The sequence below is a fragment of the Massilia sp. 9I genome (genome assembly GCF_902506415.1).
Lineage (GTDB): Bacteria > Pseudomonadota > Gammaproteobacteria > Burkholderiales > Burkholderiaceae_D > Telluria.
The window spans coordinates 1,277,360-1,297,922 of the sequence record NZ_LR733275.1 but is presented as its reverse complement, the minus strand read 5'-3'; the positions used below and the strand labels follow the sequence as shown (position 1 = coordinate 1,297,922).

The window sequence follows — 20,563 nt, the reverse complement described above, 5'->3', positions numbered from 1 at the left end:
AGTAATCCCGGCGTTATAATGGCCGCATGCAGAATCTCCTTCATAACCTCAATCCCGAACAGCTCGCCGCCGTCACCCTGCCGTCGCAGAGCGCGCTGATCCTGGCCGGCGCCGGTTCCGGCAAGACGCGCGTGCTGACGACCCGCATCGCCTGGCTGATCCAGACCGGGCAGGTGTCGCCCGCCGGCATCATGGCGGTGACCTTCACCAACAAGGCGGCGAAGGAGATGCTGACCCGCCTGTCTTCCATGCTGCCGATTAATACGCGCGGCATGTGGATCGGCACCTTTCACGGCCTGTGCAACCGCCTGCTGCGCACGCACTATAAAGATGCGGCGCTGCCGCAGGCTTTCCAGATTCTCGATTCGCAGGACCAGCTCTCGCTCATCAAGCGCATGCTGAAGGCGGCCAACGTGGACGACGAGAAGTACCCGGCCAAGGCGCTGATGTACTTCATCAACAATGCGAAAGAGCAGGGCCTGCGCGCCAACCGCCTCGAGCCGAACGATCCGATCGAGCGCCGCATGATCGAGCTCTACGAGCTGTACGAAGGCCAGTGCCAGCGCGAAGGCGTGGTCGATTTCGCCGAGCTGCTACTGCGCTCCTACGAACTGCTGGCGCGCAACCAGCCGCTGCGTCACCACTACCAGATGCGCTTCCGCCACATCCTGGTCGACGAGTTCCAGGATACCAACGACCTGCAGTACAACCTGCTCAAGCTCCTTGCCGGCCACGACGAGGACGGCGGCGGCGCCATCTTCGCGGTGGGCGACGACGACCAGAGCATCTACGCCTTCCGCGGCGCGAACGTCGGTAACATGCAGGCCTTCGAGCGCGAGTTCCGCGTCAAGAACCTGATCAAGCTGGAGCAGAACTACCGCTCCTACGGCCACATCCTGGATTCGGCCAACTACCTGATCGCCAACAATACCAAGCGCTTGGGGAAAAACCTGCGCACGGACGCGGGCCAGGGCGAACAGGTACGCGTGTACGAGGCGGCCAGCGACCTGGAAGAAGCCCAGTGGATCATCGAGGAAGCCAAGAGCCTGATGAAGGACGGCCTGTCGCGCAGCGAGATCGCCATCCTGTACCGCTCCAACGCGCAGAGCCGCGTGATCGAGCACGCGCTGTTCGCGGCCGGGCTGCCCTACACCGTGTACGGCGGCCTGCGCTACTTCCAGCGCGCCGAGGTCAAGCACGCCATCGCTTATTTGCAGCTGATGGACAATCCGCACAACGATTCGGCCTTCCTGCGCGTGGTGAACTTCCCGACCCGCGGCATCGGCGCGCGCTCGATCGAGCAGCTGCAGATGGCGGCCGACTCCTACGGCATCTCGTTATATGCGGCGGTGCCCTATATGACAGGCAAGGCCGGCACCTCGCTGGGCGGCTTCGTCAAACTGGTCGAGTCGGCCCGCTTCGAGACCCAGCAGCTGCCGCTGCCGGAATTGGTGCGCGTGGTGCTGGAGCGCAGTGGCCTGCTGCTGCATTACCAGAACGAGAAAGAAGGCGCCGACCGCATCGAGAACCTGGAGCAGATGGTCAACGCCGCCACCCAATTCGTGCAGGAAGAAGGCTTCGGCCAGGGCGCCCCGGCGCACCTGGGGCCGCAGGCGCTGCCGCAGGCAGGGGAGGCGATCGTCAATCAGGACGGCATCGAGATCCTCGATTCCGATGCGCCGCTGGCGAGCGTGATGTCGCCGCTGTCGGCCTTCCTCACCCACGCCTCGCTGGAGGCGGGCGACGCCCAGGCGCAAGCGGGGCAGGACGCGCTGCAGCTGATGACGGTGCACTCGGCCAAGGGCCTGGAATTCGACGCGGTGTTCATCACCGGCCTGGAAGAAGGCCTGTTCCCGCACGAGAGCAGCGCGCGCGAGCTCGATGGCGTCGACGAAGAGCGGCGCCTGATGTACGTGGCGATCACGCGCGCGCGCAAGCGTTTGTACATGAGCTTTACCCAGCAGCGCATGCTGCACGGCCAGACCCGCTTCAACATGAAGTCGCGCTTCTTCGACGAACTGCCGGACGAGTCGATCAAGTGGCTGTCGCCGCGCGTGCAGACCAACTGGTTCGCCGGCCGCAAGCAGACCACGGCCTGGGACGACGCCAACTTCCGCGAGGGTTCGGACAACCGCATCGCCCAGCAGATCACCCAGAAGTCCGGCAACGGCTCCGGCTGGCGCGTGGGCGAATCGGTGAGCCACGCCAAGTTCGGCGAAGGCGTGATCGTGAATATCGAAGGCGGGGCGGGCGCGGCGCGCGCGCAGATCAACTTCGGTTCGGCGGGGATGAAGGTGCTGGATTTGTCGGTGGCGAAGCTCGAGCGGGTCGGCCGCTGATTGTCGGCCGTCCTATCGGCTAACCAATTCCCTGCGTTAGCCATAAAACCGTCATCCCGGCGAAGGCCGGGATCCAATTTTTGCTCGCGCTATCGAGACGCGAACAAACTTGGATTCCCGCCTTCGCGGGAATGACGGTTTTTAGGCAAACAAAAGAATAGGGTCTTCTTACTTGCCGAGATCGACCTTACCGGTTGCCGTCGCATCCACCGGCTTCCCGAAAATCTGCCTGTACCCCGCATACATCGCGCACTGCAGCAGCAGGATGAACAGGAAGATCAGCCACATCAGCACCACGCGCGTCATGTTCGACGCGCCCAGCAGCATGGTGATCACGCTGGTGATCGCGATGAAGATCGCGAACCAGGCCAGCAACAGCACGATGAACACGCGGGCGCTGCGCACCACGGCGAAGAAGCTGTAGAACACCGCTTTACCCGCGCTCATTTTCTGCCAGTAGGTCAGCGGCGCCGCGAAGCACAGCGACATCAGGATGATCACGTCCAGGCCGAACACGGCCAGCATGCCCAGCACGTCGCCGGCCGCCACCTGCGGCTGGCCGCCTTCGCGGCCCTGGCGCGCCATCTGTTCCCAGAAGCCCGGATCCACCGCGAAGCGCATCAGAAGCGCCATCAGCAGCGACACGCCCAGGTAGATCAGGCCCACCTTGCACAGGTCCGCCAGCACCGGCTTGCGGAAGCCCGTCAGCAGCACGCCGGGCGTCACGCGTTCGCCATTCTCGATCATCAGGCAGGCCTTCATGAAAGCCATCGAGAACGAGGGGATCAGGACCACGGCAACCATCGGCCCAAGGAGGGGCACCGCGCTGATGCCGATGCTGATCAGGATGTTCGCGAACAGCAGCGTGGTCAGCGCGGCCGGTTGTTTGCGGAACAGGCCGGCGCCTTGCTTGAGCCAGTGCCAGCCGGTGATTGCGGGAATAGAGTTCATGTGGGCAGTTCAGGTGCGCCGCGCTCGATGCGCGCGCGCAGGATGCGTTCGAAATGGGTTGGGTCGTGCGGCGTCAGGAGTTCGGCCGCACGCGGAATATGGAGATCGTACAGGCGCGACAGCCAGAAACGCAGCGCGCCGGCGCGCAGCATCGGCAGCCAGGCCGCGTGTTCTTCAAGCGTGAACGGACGCACCGCGTGGTAGGCGGCCAGCAGCGCCTGCACCCGCGCTTCGTCGAGGATACCAGTGGCCAGGTCGACGCACCAGTCGTTGACGGTCACGGCGACGTCGAACAGCCAGGTGTCGACGCCGGCAAAGTAAAAATCGAAGCAACCGGTCAGGCGCTCGCCTTCGAACATCACGTTGTTGCGGAACAGGTCCGCGTGCACCGGGCCACGCGCCAGCGCGGCGTAGGTGGCGGTGCCGGCGAAGTCGCGCTGGAATGCGACCTCGTTGCGCAGCAGCGCCGCTTCGGGTTCCGAAATGAGCGGCATGACTGTCGGCGCGGTGGCCGTGATCCAGTCCAGTCCACGCAGGTTTGGCTGGTTCAGCGCAAAGTCGCGTCCCGCCAGGTGCATGCGCGCCAGCATGGTGCCGACTTCGGCGCAGTGCGCCGGCTGCGGATCCAGCTGCGAAGCGCCGCTCAGGCGGCTGACGATGATGGCTGGCTTGCTGTGCAGGGTGACCACCAGTTCGCCGTCCGCGTTCGGCACCGGCGCCGGCACGGGAATGCCGCGCTGTGCCAGGTGGCGCATCAGCTGCACGTAGAAGGGCAGCTGTTCGAATGCGAGGTTCTCGAAAATGGTCAGCACGAATTCCCCACGTTCGACCGTGAGGAAGAAGTTGCTGTTGTCGATGCCGGAGGAAATGCCTTCAAGCGCGAGAGCGCGGCCGAGGGGGAACTGCTTGATCCACTGGGAAAGGTCGTCCAGCGAGACCGCGGTGAAAACTGCCATGTGCTAGCAACAAAGGTGAGGGTCGGCTGCCGTGGCCATCGCGACGGCAGCGCCAGGATTATTTTTTCTCGACGGGTTCCAGCGGTGGCGGAGGCGGTGCGTCGGCGCGCGCGGGCACGCCTGCCCGGGCGGGTGCCGGCGACGGAGCCGCAGCTGCCTGGTCGGCCGTCTGCTTTTTCGGGTTACCAAAGTCGAATTCCAGGACCTGCCATTGTGGGGCACGGATCGCGCTGCTCTGGGCGTCGCCGGGTTGGGCGTTACCAGGTGCAACATTGGGCTTCATGATGTAGCGGCTCTTGCCGCTTTGCACTTCCACTTCGGTGACCGAACCGTCGTTGGCCCGCTTTTCGGTGATACGGGTGCGTTCTTTCGGCGGAATGGTGGTGGTTGGCACGTCGCTGCCCGGTTCGATACGCTCGAGCTGGGGCGGAGTCTGGGCCGGGCGCTGCTGGGTAGGCTGCGACTGCGCCGCAGCCAGGCCGGCCTGTGCGATCAGGCACAGCGTCAGGAGTTTCAGGCGGGAAGATGTGCGCAACATGATGGTCACCTTGTGTCGTTTAGTTCATTGTAACAAACAGACACGCTTCCCTGTGAAAAGTGTGCAGCCTTTGAACCGCCGCGCCCGCCGTCCTGGGGCGCGACTTCTGCGATAATGCTGGACACTTTGTTTGCCTTATTTGCCTTGTCTCCCTATGGAAAATACCCTGCTGCTCGTTGACGGTTCCAGCTACCTTTACCGCGCCTACCACGCGTTGCCCGACCTGCGCAGCGCGGACGGGTTCCCGACCGGCGCCATGCACGGGATGGTCAACATGCTGCGCCGCCTGCGCGCCGATTATCCGGCGGCCTATATCGCCTGCGTGTTCGACGCCAAGGGCAAGACCTTCCGCGACGACCTTTATCCGGAATACAAGGCCACGCGCGCCTCGATGCCGGAAGACCTGGGCAGGCAGATCGAACCGATCCACGAAGTGGTGCGCCACCTCGGCTGGCCGATCCTGATGGTCGACGGCGTCGAGGCCGACGACGTGATCGGCACCCTCGCGGTGCAGGCGGCCGCGCGCGGCATGAAGACCGTGATCTCGACCGGCGACAAGGACCTGGCCCAGCTGGTCAACGACAAGGTCATGCTCATCAATACCATGACCAACGACAAGCTCGACGAAGCCGGCGTGATCGCCAAGTTCGGCGTGCCGCCGAACCGCATCATCGACTACCTGACCCTGATCGGCGACACCGTCGACAACGTCCCGGGCGTGAACAAGTGCGGTCCGAAGACCGCGGTGAAGTGGCTGACCCTGCACAATTCGCTCGACGGCGTGATCGAGAACGCCCATGCCATCACCGGCGCGGTCGGCGAGAACCTGCGCGCGGCGCTGGAGTGGCTGCCGAAGGGCCGCGAACTGATCACCGTAAAGACCGACTGCGACCTGGTGAACCACGTGGTCTCCTTCGAAGAGACCCTGATCGGCCGTCCGGAAGACGCCGAAGCGCTGCGCGACTTCTTCCAGCGCTACGGCTTCAAGACCATGCTGCGCGACCTGAGCGGCGGCGGCCGTGCCGACGGCGCAGTGGCGCCCGCACGCGGCGCCGGTCCTGGCGGCGCGCCGCTGAATTCCCCGGAAGGCGCGTCGGGCACGCTGCCGGGGATGGCGATCATCAAGGGCGAGTACGAGACCGTCCTCACCGAGGAGCAGCTCGACAAGTGGCTGGCGCTGGTCGACGCGGCCGAACTGACCTCGGTCGACACCGAAACCACCTCGCTCGACCCGATGACGGCCGAGATGGTGGGCATCTCGCTGTCGGTCGAAGCAGGCAAGGGCGCCTACATCCCGCTGGCGCACCGCTACGCCGGCGCGCCCGACCAGCTGAACCGCGAACACGTGCTGGAGAAGATGCGCCCCTGGCTGGAGAGCCCGGCCAAGCCGAAGCTCGGCCAGAACCTGAAATACGACATGCACATCTTCGAGAACCACGGCGTCAAGCTTGCCGGGATCGTGCACGACACCCTGCTGCAGTCCTACGTCTTCGAGTCGCACAAGCCGCACGACATGGACACCATGGCGATGCGCCACCTCGGCTACACCACGATTCCTTTCGTGGACGTGTGCGGCAAGGGCGCCAACATGATTTGCTTCGACCAGGTGGAGCTGGCACGCGCGACCGAGTATGCGGCCGAGGATTCCGACATCACCCTGCGCCTGCACCAGAGCATGCTGCCCCACGTCGAGAGCGACGCCGGCCTCACCCGCATCTACCGCGAAATCGAGATGCCGACCATGGAAGTGCTGCAGAAGATCGAGCGCAACGGCGTCCTGATCGATAGCGCGCTGCTCGAGGTGCAGTCGTCCGAGCTGGGCGCGCGCATGCAGGAGCTGGAACAGCAGGCGTATGAGGCGGCCGGCGGCCCCTTCAACCTGGGTTCGCCCAAGCAGATCGGCGAGATCTTCTTCGGTAAGCTCGGCCTCCCGGTGATCAAGAAGACCGCCACCGGCGCGCCCTCGACCGACGAAGAGGTGCTGCAGAAGCTGGCCGAGGACTATCCGCTGCCGAAGATCCTGCTCGAATACCGCGGCATGTCGAAGCTGAAGTCGACCTACACCGACAAGCTGCCGAAGATGGTGAACCCGAAGACCGGCCGCGTGCACACCAACTACGCGCAGGCGGTGGCGATCACGGGCCGCCTGTCCTCGAACGAACCGAACCTGCAGAACATCCCGGTGAGGACGAGCGAAGGGCGCCGCATCCGCGAAGCCTTCATCGCGCCGCCGGGCAGCGTGATCGTGTCGGCCGACTACTCGCAGATCGAGCTGCGCATCATGGCGCACATCTCGGGCGACCCGGCCATGCTGAAAGCCTTCGCGGAGGGCGAGGACATCCACCGCGCGACCGCCGCCGAGATCTTCGGCATCGCCCCGGAAGAAGTGCAGAGCGAGCAGCGCCGCTATGCGAAGGTGATCAACTTCGGTCTAATCTACGGCATGAGCGCCTTCGGCCTGGCCCAGAACCTGGGCATCGAGCGTTCCGCGGCGTCCAGCTACATCGACCGCTACTTCGCCCGCTTCGCCGGTGTGAAGCAGTACATGGACGAGACGAGGTTACAAGCCAAAGCGCGCGGCTATGTCGAGACCGTGTTCGGTCGCCGCCTGTGGCTCCCGGAGATCAACTCGCCGAACGGCCCGCGCCGCGCCGGCGCCGAACGCGCGGCGATCAATGCGCCGATGCAGGGCACGGCGGCCGACCTGATCAAGCTGGCCATGATCGCGGTGCAGGGCTGGCTGGAGGCCGACAAGCTGGGCACGCGCATGATCATGCAGGTGCACGACGAACTGGTGCTCGAGGTGCCGGAAGCCGAGCTGGAACTGGTGCGCGTCAAGCTGCCCGAATTGATGGCCAGCGTGGCGACGCTGAAGGTGCCCTTGGTGGCCGAGACCGGTGTGGGGCCGAACTGGGAGCAAGCGCACTAATGTAGCGTGGGCGGCAGCGTCACCCGCAGACAGCTGCCCGCTTCGCGTGGCATGCAACGCACGTCGCCGCCGTGGTGGCGCGCGATCTGGCGCACGAGGCTCAGGCCCAGGCCGACGCCACCGGCGCTTTCGCTTGATCCGGCAATGCGGTAGAACGGCTCGAAAATCCGTTCCCGCTCATGTTCAGGAATACCGGGCCCGCCGTCACAGATGTCGAGTACGAGTTGTTCCGCTCCGTTTGCCGCAATGCGCACCTCGACCGTCGAACCCGCCCCGTAACGGACCGCGTTTTCCAGCAGGTTGCGCACCATGCGGCGCAGCAGTTTCGGATCGCCCATGACGCGATACGCATGCGCGTCCAGTTGCGCGCCGACGCGCGCGCATTCCTCCGCCACCAAGCCGGTCAGGTCAACTTCCTCCAGTGTCGGCACGGCGCTCGCCGCCGCATCGAGGCGGCTGGCGAGCAGGAGCTCCTCGATCAATCCATCCAGTTCGCCGACATTGCGCTGCAACTCGGCGCGCAGGGAAGGCGTCGCCCCTTCCGCCATCAGTTCGGCCGCCATGCGGATGCGCGCCAGCGGCGAGCGCAGTTCATGCGAGGCGTTCGCCAGCAGCGATTTTTGCGCAGTGAGCAGCGCCTCGATGCGCGCCGCCGAGCCATTGAAACTCACCGCCAGACGCGCTACTTCATCGTCGCCTTCGACTGCTACCCGCGTCGCCAGCTGTCCCGCTCCCCATGCTTCGACGCTGTCTTGCAGCCGCTCGAGGCGCCCGGTCAGGCGGCGGACCACCGGATAGGCGCAGAGCGCAACCAGCAGCGCGATCACGACCAGCAGCACGACGAATCCCAGGGCACTTCCGTGCCGCCCGAGGATCGCCAGGCCCGCACGGGCGGGATCGAAATGCAGGTGCGCGAAGCCGAACAGGCAGGCGGCCAGGACCAAACTGGCCAGAAGCGCCAGGTAGAACCGCAGGTACAGGCGGCGCCAGGGCGCGAGCGCGCGCGCGTCGGAGTCAGGCATCCTGCACCTTCGCAAACACGTAGCCGGCGCCGCGCACGGTGATGATGCGGCGCGGTTGCTTCACGTCGTCCTCGATCGCGATGCGCAGGCGCCCGATGTGGACATCGATCGAACGGTCGAAAGGATCGAGGCCATGTCCCTTGACCGCCTCGAGGAGCTGGTCGCGCGACAGCACCCGGCCGGCGCGCTCGGCCAGTGTGACCAGCAGGTCGAACTGGTAGGAGGTGAGGGCACGCGCCTGCCCGTCGAGCCGTACTGTGCGCGCCCCGGGATCGATGGCGAGGCGGCCGAAATGCAGCACCTGGTCCGCCGGATCGGACGCCATGGGTGGGCGCCGCAGCACCGCGCGCAGCCGCGCCAGCAGTTCACGCGGCTCGAAGGGCTTGGGGAGGTAATCGTCGGCGCCGATCTCCAGCCCGACGACGCGGTCCAGCGGCTCGCCCTTGGCAGTCAGCATCACGATCGGCACGGCGCACAGCGGCGCCGCAAGCCCCCGGATCCGGCGGCAGACATCGAGACCGTCGGCGTCCGGCAGCATCAGGTCGAGCAGGACCAGGTCGGTGTCCTGCTCGCGCTGCAAGATGGCGATGCCTTCCTGTGCGTTCGCGGCATGCCGGATCGCGAAACCGTGCGGCGCCAGGTAGCTTGCGACCATCCCGGCGAGGCGCGCATCGTCTTCGATCATCAGGACAGTCTGGACCATGAGTCATCTTACCTTAGAGCATCACCTGCCTCAAATGCCCGGCGAAACGCAGCCGCTGCGCGGGCGTCAGCAAGTCCGCGGCATCCGCGACCGCTTCCAGGATGCGGCGGCTGCCGGCATCGAACTCCTGCACATGGGCAGCGCGCAGCTGTTCGAGTGCGGCGCGGTCGACCACCGGCGCCATGAGCAAGGCATGCGCGCTCGCGAAGATCTGCTTGCGCTGCTCGTGCATTGGGCGCAGGTCGGCCATCGCCCGCTTGGCGATGGCAGCCACCCGGGCCTGCTGCTCCGGCGTGGCATCGCCCGCAAGCTGCGCGACCATCCTGTCGATGTGGGCATCCATGGCAGCGGCATCCATTGCCAGGGGACCTGGATGCGCGGAAGGGTGAAAGCCGGCGCCACTGCCGGCGTAGCTGGCGCCGGCGGCCGCAGCTGCCAGCGCGACAGCGACCAATGCGCGCCGTAGCGGACGCGTCCCGGCCTGTTGGTGCTTTTGCGTATTCATGAGCGTTCCTTTGTGATGGGTGGAACTCCACTCTAGGACTGGCGTTTGGCGGGAGTGTGTGTGGCAGGTAAAGAAATGTGAAGCCGGATTACCGGTAAGAGCGAGTTTTTCCATGCAGAAATTATTTGTGTCGCTTCGTGCACGGTTTACCAATTTAAGACATTCGGTCTGACCAAACATATAAATGGACCGACCAAATCCAATGCATCCGTGCTAAGCTTTCCACGCCCAATGCCGAGTTCGGCAGCTGGCGCCGGCGCGGTTCGTGCGGCCGGCACTCTCTTCTTCACACCAATCAGGACCAAGAAATGAAAACAAAAATCATTCTGGAGACACTGGTATTGGCTGCAGCGCTCACGGCAACCCAGGCGGGCGCGGCACCGATTTCCCTGCAAGGCACGACCATTGCCGGCACCTACAACGGCGCCGCCAGCGGCATCCTCGCGCTGGACAACAACTTCCAACCGGGCAGCAACACTTCGACGATCGATCCGAATGGCTGGGAAGAACTCGAGTTCTTCACCGCCGATGCCCTGTTCGGCATCGATTTCAGCAACGCCGGCCAATTCACCGTCTACTCCAACGCCTTCATCACGGTGCCGGGCGACTATCGCCTGGTCTTCGACTTCGGCGCCGGCCTGGGGCAGCGCATCGGCGGCTTCACGCTGCTCGACACCAGCGGCATCGACAATCTGCCGGTGCTGTCGATGGTGAACGACCACACGATCGCAATCGACCTTTCCCATGTCACCTGGAACAGCGAGTTCGGCAGCTTCTCGGCGCAGCTCGACGCCGCCGCAGCCAGCGTGCCCGAGCCGGGCAGCATCGGCCTGGCGCTGGCGGGCCTGACCGGCTTCGCCCTGAGCCGTCGCCGTAAAAGCACGCCACAAGGCTAAACCTTTTCCATCCTGTTCCAGGAGGTTCACATGAAACACTCAGGTTTCAAGGCATCGGCATGCGCCGTCGCCTTGCTGATGGCGTTCGGCACGTCGGCGTCTGCCGCGGCCGCGACTGCCGCGACCGACCCGGCGCGCCAGAGCGCCCCAAGCGACGGCTGGGCCGCCCAGGCCGGCGGCACCACTGGCGGTTCGGCCGCCACCCTTGATAACATCTACACCGTCACCAAACGCTCCGAGCTGCTGGCGGCGATCGCCAACGGCGCCGACAATCCGAAAATCATCAAGCTGGTCGGCACCATCGACATGACCGAGGGGAAGCCCTTCACCTCGACCGCCGACCAGGCCGCACGCGGGGCGATTCGCCTCAAGAGCAATACCACGCTGATCGGCGCCGACGCCAATGCCGGCATCATCAACGGCACCGTGCTGGTATCGAACATCTCCCAGGTCATCATCCGCAACCTCAAGATCGTCGCGCCCTGCGACGTCGAGCCGGTGTGGGACCCGACCGATGGCGCTACCGGCAACTGGAATTCGGCCTACGACGCGATCGGCGTCTCGGGCTCGAATCACGTCTGGGTCGACCGCGTGACCTTCACCGACGAGCCACTGACCGACAACTTCCTGCCGATCGAGAACGGCAAGAAGAAGCAGTGCCACGACGGTTCGCTCGACATCACCAACGCCTCGGACTACGTGACGGTCTCGTACAACGTCTTCGGCCAGCACGACAAGAACACCCTGGTTGGCGGCAGCGATTCTGCTACCGCCGACGAAGGCAAGCTGCGGGTCACCTTCAGCAACAACGTGTACCGCGACATCGTGCAGCGCGCCCCGCGCGTGCGCTTCGGCCAGGTCCACGTCTTCAACAACTACTTCGTTGGCAGCAAGACGGCCTCGCCCTATGCGCACAGTGTCAGCGTCGCGGCAGGGAAGGCGGCCAAGATCCTGTCGAACAATAACGTGTTCGAGATCGCCGGCGCCCAGCGTTGCGACCAGGTCGTCACCAACATGAGCAGCGCGAACCCCGGCTTCTTCAAGGACAGCGGATCGCAGCTCAACGGCGCGCCGCTGGGCGCCTGCTCGGTGTCGAATGACGTCACCTGGACTCCGCCGTATGCCTTCAGCGCGCGTCCGACGGCCCTGGTGAAAGCCAATGCGCTGGCGCAGGCGGGCGTGGGCAAAATCAGCACGACGATCAGCGGCACCGGCAAGGTCAGCGTGGACCAGAACCCGACCCTGACCTGCCCGGCGACCGGCCTGTACTTCTGCGACGACTTCCAGGACGGCACCAGCGCCAAGTGGAACTTGCTGCCGGTGACGGGCCCGAACGGCAGCTTCAGCGTCAAGTCCGAAGTGGTCGGCGGCGACAACAAGGTGCTGCAGTACACCGCGGCCAGTACCGGCGGCGTGCTCGCGCTGGTCAAGCCGAGCGCCTTCGGCGGCGTGCCCTCGGGCGACTACTTCGTCGAAGCGCGCATCCGTCCGATGACCAACGGTACGACCGGCAACAAGCTGCTCTACCTCGTCACGCGCTACGTCGATGCGAACAATTGGTATGGCGCTGGCCTGAACGTGCAGAGCAGCACCGCCAGCACCCAGGTGGAAATCGCCAAGATGCTGAACAACTCGCTGAGCCGGCCGCGCCAGGTGCGCACGCCGATCGAGATGGATGCGGCCTTCTACACGGTGCGCTTCGAGATGATCGGCAGCACGCTGACGGTCTACCTCGATGGCCGCAACCTCGGTTCGGTTACCGATACGGCCTTCACGCAGCGCGGCCTGATCGGCCTGTACACGGCCAACAAGACCTTCATGATCGATGACGTGCGCGTCGGCGATCCGCGGCTCAAGCCCGTGCAGCTGAATATCGACCCGGCCGGCCTCGCGTATTCGGCGGAAGTCGGCGACGCGCCTTACCAGGTGAAGGTCAGCGCCGTGGCCAGCGACAACCAGCCGGACAGCTTCACGGTGGAGTCGAGCAACCCGGCCGTGGTGTCGGTGACTACTAGCGGCACGACCGTGACCCTGACCGCGGTGGGCGCCGGCAAGGCCGACATCGTGTTCCGTAGCGGCTCCGAGCCTTCGATCACCCGCAGCATTGCGGCCACCATCGCGCCGCAGTTCATGCAGCCGACCCAGACCTATGCCCTGCAGGGTGCCAGCTCCCCGGCGCCGCTGGAGAGCGCGGCCCACATCGACGCTTCGCTAAAACTGGTGTTCGACAAGCCGCCGACCCTCGGCACCAGCGGCAGCATCCGCATCTTCCGCAAGGTCGACGATGCGCTGATGGACGTCATCCGCCTGAGCGGCGAAACCGACGCACTCGGTTACGCCGGGCAGGCGCTGGTCCGCAAGGTCAACACCGCGCCGATCAAGATCGTCGGCAACACGGTGACCATCAAGCCGCACAGTAACAAGCTGGCCTACGGCACCGAGTACTACGTGGCGATCGCGGACGGTGTGTTCAACAACACCAGCATTGGCGGCACTTCCTTCGTCGGCCTCGGCAAGGCGGCCGGCTGGACCTTCACCACGAAGAGCGCTGCACCGAGCGGCAGCAGCCTGACGGTGGACGACGACGGCGAGGCCGACTTCCGCACCGTACAGGGCGCGCTCAACTACGCGATGCAGAATGTCGCGAAGACGGAGTCGGTGACGATCAACATCCGCAATGGCCGCTACGAGGAACTGCTGTACCTGAACGGCAAGGACAAGGTCAGCATCAAGGGCGAAAGCCGCGACGGCGTCATGATCTCGTACACCAACAACGAGACCCTGAACCCGGGCACCGGCAGCAGCCAGTCCAGCACCGCTGCGGGTTCGCCATCCGGCGGGCGTGCAGTGATGCTGGTGGAGGCGTCGGACATGCTCAGCCTCGATACCCTGAGCCTGAAGAACACCACCATCCGTTCAAGCAGCATTTCGGGCCAGGCCGAGACCATCTACTTCAACAGCGACGGCCGCCTGGTGGCAAAGAACGCCAGCTTCTACAGCGAGCAGGACACGCTTAACCTGAAGGGCTGGTCCTGGTTCTACCGCACCCTGGTGGAGGGTAACGTCGACTTCATCTGGGGCAGCAGCCGCGCCGCCCTGTTCGAAGAGAGCGAGATCCGTTCGGTGGGCGACAGCGCGAATGCCAGCAGCGGCGGCTACATCCTGCAGGCGCGCGTTGGCGCGGCCTCCGACATCGGCTACGTGTTCCTGAACAGCGCACTGACCCACGGCCCCGGCCCGGGCCCGCTGCGCGGCGACGTGCCGAACGGCGCCACCTACCTGGCGCGTAGCCCCGGCGGCACCGCGAGCTGGGACAACATCGCCTTCATCAACACCAAGATGGATACCCACGTGGCGGCGGTCGGCTGGGCAGGGCAGGGCGTGAACGGCCAGCCGGCGCCGAATCCGGCGGTGGCGCGCGCCGACGCGGGATGGCGCGAGTACGGCAGTACCGACATGGCAGGCAATCCGCTGAACCAGGCGGCACGGGTCGGCGGCTACATCCTGAGCGACACCGACGTGGCGAACCGCTTCGCTTCGCGCGACAAGGTGTTTGCCGGGTATGGCAACGGGGCGGGGTGGAATCCGCAGCCGTGATGTGACGGTGCGCTAGCGTCGTCGCAATGACACCGGTGCCTCCGCGCGAGCACCGGTGTTTTTCTTTGTGGGGGTCGAAAGCATGCAAGGCACAACATGAATACCATCGGCCATGCCAATCTCACCGTGGCTGCCGGCGCCGGATTTCCCGGCACACCGCTTCCAGTTCGGCGCTCGCAACGCTCGCAGCGTGCCCGTTTCCGGTTTTACTGTGTATGTGCCGCCGTGCTCCGGTGCTGGCGCTCGTCCTGCCGCAGTAAGCGCCCTCGCGCTGCTTTCTCGATGTGTTTGCTGACTGAACCGGCATAGCGCTCCGACCGTCCATGAGTTGGCTTCATCGTAAACCTTGCCTACTCAACAATAGTGCCAGCGGACGGCGCGTTAATGTGTCGGAGTTGTCGCACTTACTTTCGACAGCAAGCGTGCGCCGCTTTGGACTTTGCTAATATAGCAAGCCTGTCCAACACAACCGGAGGGGTGCACATGAAAGACCACATCAGCGACGCCGAAAACCTGTTGTCCGCCAGCGCGTTCAGCGACGGCGTCGATCGCCGCGTCTTCCTGAAAGCTGCCATGGGCAGCGGATTCGCCGTCGCGGCCCTGCCGGTGGTGGCGCAGACCCAGATCCAGACCAGTACCGAAGGCCTGGACGCCGCCGACCACATCGTCGTCATCAACGGCCAGGACGTGCCGGTCTACCGCGCCCAGCCGAAGGACCGCACCAACCTGCCGGTGATCCTCGTGATTTCCGAGATCTTCGGCGTCCATGAACACATCAAGGACGTGGCGCGCCGCTTCGCCAAGGCTGGCTACCTGGCCGTGGCGCCGGATCTGTTCGTGCGCCAGGGCGATGCCACCAAGACCCCGATGCCCGAGCTGATGTCGAAGATCATTTCGAAGACGCCCGATGCCCAGGTCATGTCCGACCTCGACACCGTGGTCAAGTGGACCAAGCAGCGCGGCGGGAATACCGACAAGCTGGGCATCACCGGTTTCTGCTGGGGCGGCCGCATCACCTGGCTGTATGCGGCCCACAACCCGGACGTCAAGGCGGGCGTGGCATGGTACGGCCGCCTGGTAGGCGAATCGAACCCGCTGCAGCCGAAGCACCCGATCGACGTCGCCCAGAACCTGAAGGTGCCGGTGCTCGGCCTGTACGGCGCCAAGGATGGGGGCATCCCGCTCGATACCGTGGAGCGCATGCGCACCGCGCTCAATGCCGGCAACAGCAAATCGCAGATCCACGTCTACCCGAATTCGGGCCACGCCTTCCATGCCGACTACCGCCCGAGCTTCAATGCCGCGGACGCGAAGGATGGCTGGAGCAAGGCGCTGAACTGGTTTGCCACGCACGGCGTCGCCTGATCTTGCACGACGATAAACCGGGCAGGTTACAATGCCCGGTTTGCGGCCCGCACTAGGCCGTAGGAGTGCCTCACAGTTTTGAGGCATTCCGGCAAGACCAGAACAAGAGGCTTTAACATCGACCCCGTCCTTTCTTCCATTCTGCTGGCGACCGTCATCGCCGGCGTCGTCAGCATTTCTGCCGCTGCGGTCTTCTCGTTCTCGCTGCTGTCCAAGGCAGTGGAGCGGATGGTCAGCCTGTCGGTCGGCATCATGCTGGCCACCTCGCTGCTGCATGCGCTGCCGGAGGCTTTCGAATCGCAGGCCGACACCCACAGCCTGTTCGCGACCCTGCTGGGCGGCCTGCTGGCCTTCTTCACCCTGGAGAAGCTGGCGATCCTGCGCCATTCGCACCACCATGAGGGCGACGGCCACCACCACGCGCACGGGCATGACGCGCACCAGGCAGGCAAGTCGGGCTGGATGATCCTGCTGGGCGACGCGATGCACAACTTCACCGACGGCATCCTGATCGCTGCGGCCTTCCTCGCCAACCCGGAACTGGGCATCGTCACCGCGCTGGCCATCGTCGCGCACGAGATCCCGCAGGAGATCGGCGACTTCATCGTGCTGCTCAACGCCGGTTTCTCGCGCCTGCGCGCCTATGTCTTCAACCTGCTGTGCAGCCTGATGGCGGTGGTGGGCGGCCTGCTCGGCTACTTCACGCTGGACAAGGCGAGCGGACTGATTCCCTACGTGCTGGTATTTGCCTCGTCGGGTTTCATCTATATCGCAGTGAGCGACCTGATGCCGCAGATGCAGCGCCGCGCCACGGTCAAGGAATCGATCCCGCAGATCCTCCTGATCGGGCTGGGCGTCGTCATCGTGCTGCTACTCAATCGTGGGCACTAAGCGCGGGCACTGAGGCACCCGGGCTTTGTCGGGCCGCGAGCGCGGCCCGATATACTTCCTTATTTCTTGCCGCGCAGGCCTTCCAGCTCGGTGCGCAGGGCGCTGCGCTCGGCGTAGGACTTGTCCAGCTGCGCACGCAGCGACTTCACTTCGTTAGCGAAGTTGTCGCGCGCGGTGGTGGCGCCGACCAGCTCCATCTCGGCGGCCAGGCGCGCATCCGATTCGCTCGCCTGGGCCGCGACGTTGCGTTCGAGCTGGGCGCGCAGGTCCGCCAACTGGCGGTCCTTGCCGTCGATCGCCAGCTGGTCCTTGGCCTTGCTGACCAGGGCATCGGTGGCGACCTGGCGCGCGTCGCGCACTTCGGCGGTGAGGCGTTCGATCTCCGCTTCGTGCTCGGCCGAGGCAGCGAGGGCCTGGTCCCGGGCGGACGCCAGGGCGGCGCTGCTTTCGCGCAGTTCGGCGGCATCGGCTTCGGCTTCCGCCAGCGCGTCGCGCACTGGTGCGGCGGTCTGCTCGGCGACCTGCTGTACCCAGCCGCTCAGGGCGGCCGCAACCGCTTCGGGAATCTCCAGCGCGGGCGCGCCTGCGTTCGATTTATCCTGGTCCGACATTGCTGCGTTATCCTTCGTTGCTGCTGATTTCTTCATTGGATGCCCCCTTGTTCAGGCGGCGCCTGTGGCGACCGGACGCGTCTTGTCGCCGACCCATTCGCTCCACGACCCCGGATACAGCGCGGCGCCCGGCATGCCGGCGACTTCCAGCGCCAGCAGGTTGTGGCAGGCGGTTACGCCGGAGCCGCACTGCATGATGGCCTTCGTCGGGTCGTCCACCAGCGGCGCAAATTCATTACGCAGCGTGGCGGCGTCCTTGAAACGGCCGTCAGGCTGCAGGTTGTCCTTGAAGAAGCGGTTCTTCGCGCCGGGGATGTGACCGCCCACCGGGTCGATCGTTTCGTTCTCGCCGCGGAAACGGTCGCTGGCGCGCGCGTCGATCACGATGCGCTCGCCCTTGTCGACGTTGTCTAACACCTCGGCCACCGTCACGGTGGGGACGAACGGCGCACGCAGCGTGATGCCGCCGCGCGGTTTGGCGACGACATCGGTGCTGAGCGGCTGGCCGAGCGACTGCCAGGCGGCCATGCCGCCGTCCAGCACCGCCACCGCTTCGTGGCCGAGCCAGCGCAGCAGCCACCAAAGGCGCGCCGCGAACATGCCGCCGTGCGCGTCGTAGGCGACGACCTGGGAGCCGTCGTTGACGCCCCAGCCGCGCAAGGTCTCGATCAGCGCTTCCTTTTCCGGCAGCGGGTGGCGCCCGCGGAACACGCCGTCCGGGCCATGCTTGGCGCCCGACAGCTGGGTCTCGATGTCGCCGAAGACCGCGCCCGGCAGGTGGCCGATGGCAAAGCCTTCGCGGCCGGCGGCCGGGTTCATCAGGTCGTGGCGGCAGTCGACCGCCACGAAGTTCGGGTCAGCGATGTGCGCGGCCAGGTCGGCGGCGCTGATCAGGGTTGTGTACATAACGCTCCTCAGGTTTCGCTGGCGATCGGGTCGGTGTCCTTGACCACGGCGCCCTTGGACGTACTGCGCGTATTGTAGAACGTCGCGGCGATGCCGGACGCGAGGATGACGCCGATACCCATCCAGACGTGCCAGTCGAAGCTGTCGCCCCACAGCGCCAGGCCCCACAGGCTGGAAAACACGATGCCGGTGTACTGCAGGTTGGCCACCACCAACACCTTGCCGACGCGGTAGGCGCGGGTCATCGCCATCTGGGCCATCAGGGCCAGCACGCCGATGCCCAGCAGCAGGGCGCCGCTGGCCAGGGTATGGCTCTGGAATACTGCGCCCTTGGGACCGTCGCCCAGCAGCACACCTAGCAGGCCGGCCAGCGCGGTGGTCAGCGAGAAGTAGAACACCACGCGGTATTCCGGCTCGCCCATCTGGCCCAGCTTACGCACCTGCATGTAGGCCATGGCCGAGATCACCGACGAGCAGACGCCCGCCAGCCCGCCCAGCCACTGGTTGGTCTCAAAGGCTGGGCGCAGCACCTGGGTGACGCCGAAGAAGCTCATGGCGATCGCCAGCACCAGCGGCCACTCGGGCATCTTGCTGCCTTTCCACCAGCCGACGGCGAACATGAAGGCCGCGATCCAGATCGGCGCCATGTAGTTGAGGGTGACGGCGGTCGCCAGCGGCAGGCGCGTGATGGCGAAGAACCACAGCCAGAGCGAGATCACGCCCACCGTGCTGCGCCAGATGTGTTCTTTGGGGAAGACGGTCTTGAACGTGCCGCCGCGGTGGCGCACGATCATGAAGAGCGCCAGCGTGCCGATCAGGCCGCGGTACATGACGAGTTCTGAGGTGGAGTAAAACTCGGAGGCCAGCTTCACGCCCGCGCCCATGGCGGCGAACGCGAAGCTGGCAAACAGCATCCAGAGAGAGGGCATCGTTACAATTCTAGTTTACTTCGGTACCACTCATGGAAGTGCTGCATCCCGTCTTCCATCGGCGACTGGTAGGGGCCGACTTCGTTGACGCCGCGCTCGAGCAGGATCTTGCGGCCGGCATCCATGCGCAGTGCGATCTCGTCATCCTCGACCGCGGTCTCCATGTAGGCGGCGCGCTCGGCTTCGACGAATTCGCGCTCGAACAGCACGAACTCCTCGGGGTAGTAGAACTCGACCACGTTACGGGTCTTTTGCGGGCCGATCGGCCACAGGGTCGACACCACCAGCACGTTCGGGTACCACTCGACCATGATGTTCGGGTACAGGGTCAGCCAGATCGCGCCGTACTTCGGCGGCTGGCCGTTGTTGAACTTCAGGATCTGTTCCTGCCACTTCTTATAGGCCGGTGAACCCGCCTTCTGCAGCGCGCGGTTCACGCCCACGGTCTGCACGCTGTAGTCGCGCCCGAATTCCCACTTGAGGTCTTCGCACGAGACGAAGTTGCCCAGGCCCGGATGGAAGGGCTCGACGTGGTAATCCTCCAGGTAGACCTCGATGAAGGTCTTCCAGTTGTAGTCGCACTCGTGGATCTCGACGTGGTCGAACATGTAGCCGCTGAAATCGAGGTCCTTCGTCACCTCCATGTTCTTCAGCTTGTCCATGACGTCGTAGCCGTTCTGCTCGAACAGCAGGCCGTTCCAGTTCTGCAGCGGCGTCTTCGACAGGTTCAGGCAGGGCGTCTCCGGGAAGTGCGGCGCGCCGATCAGCTGGCCCTTCAGGTCGTAGGTCCAGCGGTGCAGCGGGCACACGATGGTGTTCGCATTGCCGCGGCCATTGAACATCAGCGCCTGGCGGTGGCGGCAGACGTTGGACAGCACTTCGATGCCGCCCGGGTTGCGGACCAGCATGCGGCCTTCGTTTTCGGATGCAAGTGTCGCGAAATCACCTACCTCGGGCACCATCAGTTCGTGGCCGACATAGCGCGGGCCAGTGCGGAACAGCGCCTGCTGTTCACGCTGCAGCAGTGCCGCATCAAAATAGACATTTACCGGAAGCTGCGCGCACGAGCGCGCCAACTTGGCGTGGGTAGCCAGATCGGACATCCCAACCCCCCTTTAATCAAGTACTACCAAAGAGAAGAAAGAATCCAAAGACCAGTATTTTAAGAAGAGGAATACGGTGTTTCGGACAGAACCGGAGATTATACCGTGGAAACACGGCTCAAGGGTTTGGCCCGTCGCGCGCAAGGGACGAAACCGTGTAAATAAGTTGTTGAAAAATCACGGATTTCATCGAGGAGGGCGCCATTGCTGTAAAAGGTTTCACACAGGCAAGTTGCGGATGATGCAATGTGCGCCCCTTGAGGGGAAGGATTGATCTAAAATACGCGATTGGACTGACCCATGGCGCACCTTTGCGCCCATA

The 20,563-nt window shown here is 64.8% G+C and carries 16 protein-coding genes; 6 read left to right on the top strand and 10 right to left on the bottom strand.

The annotated features are described in order from the left end of the window. The first annotated feature begins 26 nt into the window (after nt 1–26). Nucleotides 27–2,339, top strand: coding sequence for a UvrD-helicase domain-containing protein (locus tag GV068_RS05885; RefSeq protein WP_159696447.1), 2,313 nt, complete (start codon nt 27–29; stop codon nt 2,337–2,339). 168 nt (nt 2,340–2,507) lie between these two features. Here GV068_RS05885 and GV068_RS05880 read toward each other — a convergent pair whose 3' ends face one another. Genes GV068_RS05880 through GV068_RS05870 form a run of 3 tightly spaced genes read right to left on the bottom strand, consistent with a single transcriptional unit; the run spans nt 2,508 to nt 4,784 of the window. Beyond that, complete coding sequence (locus tag GV068_RS05880) at nt 2,508–3,290, bottom strand: BPSS1780 family membrane protein (protein ID WP_159696446.1); 783 nt, start codon at nt 3,288–3,290, stop codon at nt 2,508–2,510. Continuing rightward, the gene (locus GV068_RS05875) at nt 3,287–4,246 is read right to left on the bottom strand and encodes a homoserine kinase (protein WP_159696445.1); all 960 of its coding nucleotides are present in this window, start codon (nt 4,244–4,246) and stop codon (nt 3,287–3,289) included. The genes GV068_RS05880 and GV068_RS05875 overlap by 4 nt, the downstream gene beginning before the upstream one ends. A 58-nt stretch (nt 4,247–4,304) precedes the next feature. Next, nucleotides 4,305–4,784, bottom strand: a complete 480-nt coding sequence (locus GV068_RS05870; protein ID WP_159696444.1) for a hypothetical protein — start codon at nt 4,782–4,784, stop codon at nt 4,305–4,307. Nucleotides 4,785–4,938: 154 nt separating this feature from the next. Between GV068_RS05870 and polA the strand changes: the two genes are divergently transcribed. Then, nucleotides 4,939–7,713, top strand: a complete 2,775-nt coding sequence (gene polA / locus GV068_RS05865) for a DNA polymerase I (RefSeq protein ID WP_159696443.1) — start codon at nt 4,939–4,941, stop codon at nt 7,711–7,713. On the opposite strand, the gene GV068_RS05860 is transcribed toward polA, so the two are convergent. The 3 genes from GV068_RS05860 to GV068_RS05850 are packed head-to-tail and all read right to left on the bottom strand — an operon-like array spanning nt 7,710 to nt 9,943. After that, complete coding sequence (locus tag GV068_RS05860; RefSeq protein WP_159696442.1) at nt 7,710–8,735, bottom strand: HAMP domain-containing sensor histidine kinase; 1,026 nt, start codon at nt 8,733–8,735, stop codon at nt 7,710–7,712. The two genes, polA and GV068_RS05860, sit on opposite strands and share 4 nt — an antisense overlap. Next, nucleotides 8,728–9,438 carry a response regulator gene (locus GV068_RS05855; protein WP_201303248.1) on the bottom strand — a complete coding sequence of 237 codons (711 nt, stop codon included), beginning with the start codon at nt 9,436–9,438 and terminating at the stop codon, nt 8,728–8,730. The genes GV068_RS05860 and GV068_RS05855 overlap by 8 nt, the downstream gene beginning before the upstream one ends. Nucleotides 9,439–9,451: 13 nt before the next feature. Then, on the bottom strand, nt 9,452–9,943 hold the full coding sequence (locus tag GV068_RS05850) for a periplasmic heavy metal sensor (protein ID WP_159696441.1): 492 nt from the start codon (nt 9,941–9,943) through the stop codon (nt 9,452–9,454). Nucleotides 9,944–10,251: 308 nt separating this feature from the next. Between GV068_RS05850 and GV068_RS05845 the strand changes: the two genes are divergently transcribed. From GV068_RS05845 to GV068_RS05830, 4 genes are all read left to right on the top strand, one after another. Further along, a complete protein-coding gene (locus tag GV068_RS05845; protein ID WP_159696440.1) occupies nt 10,252–10,839 on the top strand; it encodes a PEP-CTERM sorting domain-containing protein in 588 nt (195 codons plus the stop codon). Nucleotides 10,840–10,869: 30 nt separating this feature from the next. Then, nucleotides 10,870–14,436 (top strand): pectinesterase family protein, encoded by a 3,567-nt coding sequence (locus GV068_RS05840; protein ID WP_159696439.1) that lies wholly within the window; start codon nt 10,870–10,872, stop codon nt 14,434–14,436. A gap of 483 nt (nt 14,437–14,919) precedes the next feature. Beyond that, on the top strand, nt 14,920–15,801 hold the full coding sequence (locus GV068_RS05835; RefSeq protein ID WP_159696438.1) for a dienelactone hydrolase family protein: 882 nt from the start codon (nt 14,920–14,922) through the stop codon (nt 15,799–15,801). A gap of 141 nt (nt 15,802–15,942) precedes the next feature. Further along, on the top strand, nt 15,943–16,692 hold the full coding sequence (locus GV068_RS05830; protein ID WP_159704640.1) for a ZIP family metal transporter: 750 nt from the start codon (nt 15,943–15,945) through the stop codon (nt 16,690–16,692). 59 nt (nt 16,693–16,751) lie between these two features. On the opposite strand, the gene GV068_RS05825 is transcribed toward GV068_RS05830, so the two are convergent. The 4 genes from GV068_RS05825 to GV068_RS05810 are packed head-to-tail and all read right to left on the bottom strand — an operon-like array spanning nt 16,752 to nt 20,241. Next, complete coding sequence (locus GV068_RS05825) at nt 16,752–17,303, bottom strand: hypothetical protein (RefSeq protein WP_159696437.1); 552 nt, start codon at nt 17,301–17,303, stop codon at nt 16,752–16,754. 51 nt (nt 17,304–17,354) lie between these two features. Next, nucleotides 17,355–18,209 (bottom strand): sulfurtransferase, encoded by an 855-nt coding sequence (locus tag GV068_RS05820; protein WP_159696436.1) that lies wholly within the window; start codon nt 18,207–18,209, stop codon nt 17,355–17,357. An 8-nt stretch (nt 18,210–18,217) separates the two neighbouring features. Continuing rightward, nucleotides 18,218–19,138: a DMT family transporter gene (locus tag GV068_RS05815; RefSeq protein WP_159696435.1), complete on the bottom strand. Its 921-nt coding sequence runs from the start codon at nt 19,136–19,138 to the stop codon at nt 18,218–18,220. Nucleotides 19,139–19,140: 2 nt separating this feature from the next. After that, entirely contained in the window at nt 19,141–20,241 is a 1,101-nt protein-coding gene (locus tag GV068_RS05810) for an aromatic ring-hydroxylating dioxygenase subunit alpha (protein WP_159696434.1), read from the bottom strand. Between the last annotated feature and the right edge of the window lie 322 nt (nt 20,242–20,563).

What these genes read in the sequence shown, in the direction of transcription:
- GV068_RS05885 (WP_159696447.1), top strand. Translation starts at nt 27, where the DNA reads ATGCAGAATCTCCTTCATAACCTCAATCCCGAACAGCTCGCCGCCGTC.
- GV068_RS05880 (WP_159696446.1), bottom strand. Translation starts at nt 3,290, where the DNA reads ATGAACTCTATTCCCGCAATCACCGGCTGGCACTGGCTCAAGCAAGGC.
- GV068_RS05875 (WP_159696445.1), bottom strand. Translation starts at nt 4,246, where the DNA reads ATGGCAGTTTTCACCGCGGTCTCGCTGGACGACCTTTCCCAGTGGATC.
- GV068_RS05870 (WP_159696444.1), bottom strand. Translation starts at nt 4,784, where the DNA reads ATGTTGCGCACATCTTCCCGCCTGAAACTCCTGACGCTGTGCCTGATC.
- polA (WP_159696443.1), top strand. Translation starts at nt 4,939, where the DNA reads ATGGAAAATACCCTGCTGCTCGTTGACGGTTCCAGCTACCTTTACCGC.
- GV068_RS05860 (WP_159696442.1), bottom strand. Translation starts at nt 8,735, where the DNA reads ATGCCTGACTCCGACGCGCGCGCGCTCGCGCCCTGGCGCCGCCTGTAC.
- GV068_RS05855 (WP_201303248.1), bottom strand. Translation starts at nt 9,438, where the DNA reads ATGGTCCAGACTGTCCTGATGATCGAAGACGATGCGCGCCTCGCCGGG.
- GV068_RS05850 (WP_159696441.1), bottom strand. Translation starts at nt 9,943, where the DNA reads ATGAATACGCAAAAGCACCAACAGGCCGGGACGCGTCCGCTACGGCGC.
- GV068_RS05845 (WP_159696440.1), top strand. Translation starts at nt 10,252, where the DNA reads ATGAAAACAAAAATCATTCTGGAGACACTGGTATTGGCTGCAGCGCTC.
- GV068_RS05840 (WP_159696439.1), top strand. Translation starts at nt 10,870, where the DNA reads ATGAAACACTCAGGTTTCAAGGCATCGGCATGCGCCGTCGCCTTGCTG.
- GV068_RS05835 (WP_159696438.1), top strand. Translation starts at nt 14,920, where the DNA reads ATGAAAGACCACATCAGCGACGCCGAAAACCTGTTGTCCGCCAGCGCG.
- GV068_RS05825 (WP_159696437.1), bottom strand. Translation starts at nt 17,303, where the DNA reads ATGTCGGACCAGGATAAATCGAACGCAGGCGCGCCCGCGCTGGAGATT.
- GV068_RS05820 (WP_159696436.1), bottom strand. Translation starts at nt 18,209, where the DNA reads ATGTACACAACCCTGATCAGCGCCGCCGACCTGGCCGCGCACATCGCT.
- GV068_RS05815 (WP_159696435.1), bottom strand. Translation starts at nt 19,138, where the DNA reads ATGCCCTCTCTCTGGATGCTGTTTGCCAGCTTCGCGTTCGCCGCCATG.
- GV068_RS05810 (WP_159696434.1), bottom strand. Translation starts at nt 20,241, where the DNA reads ATGTCCGATCTGGCTACCCACGCCAAGTTGGCGCGCTCGTGCGCGCAG.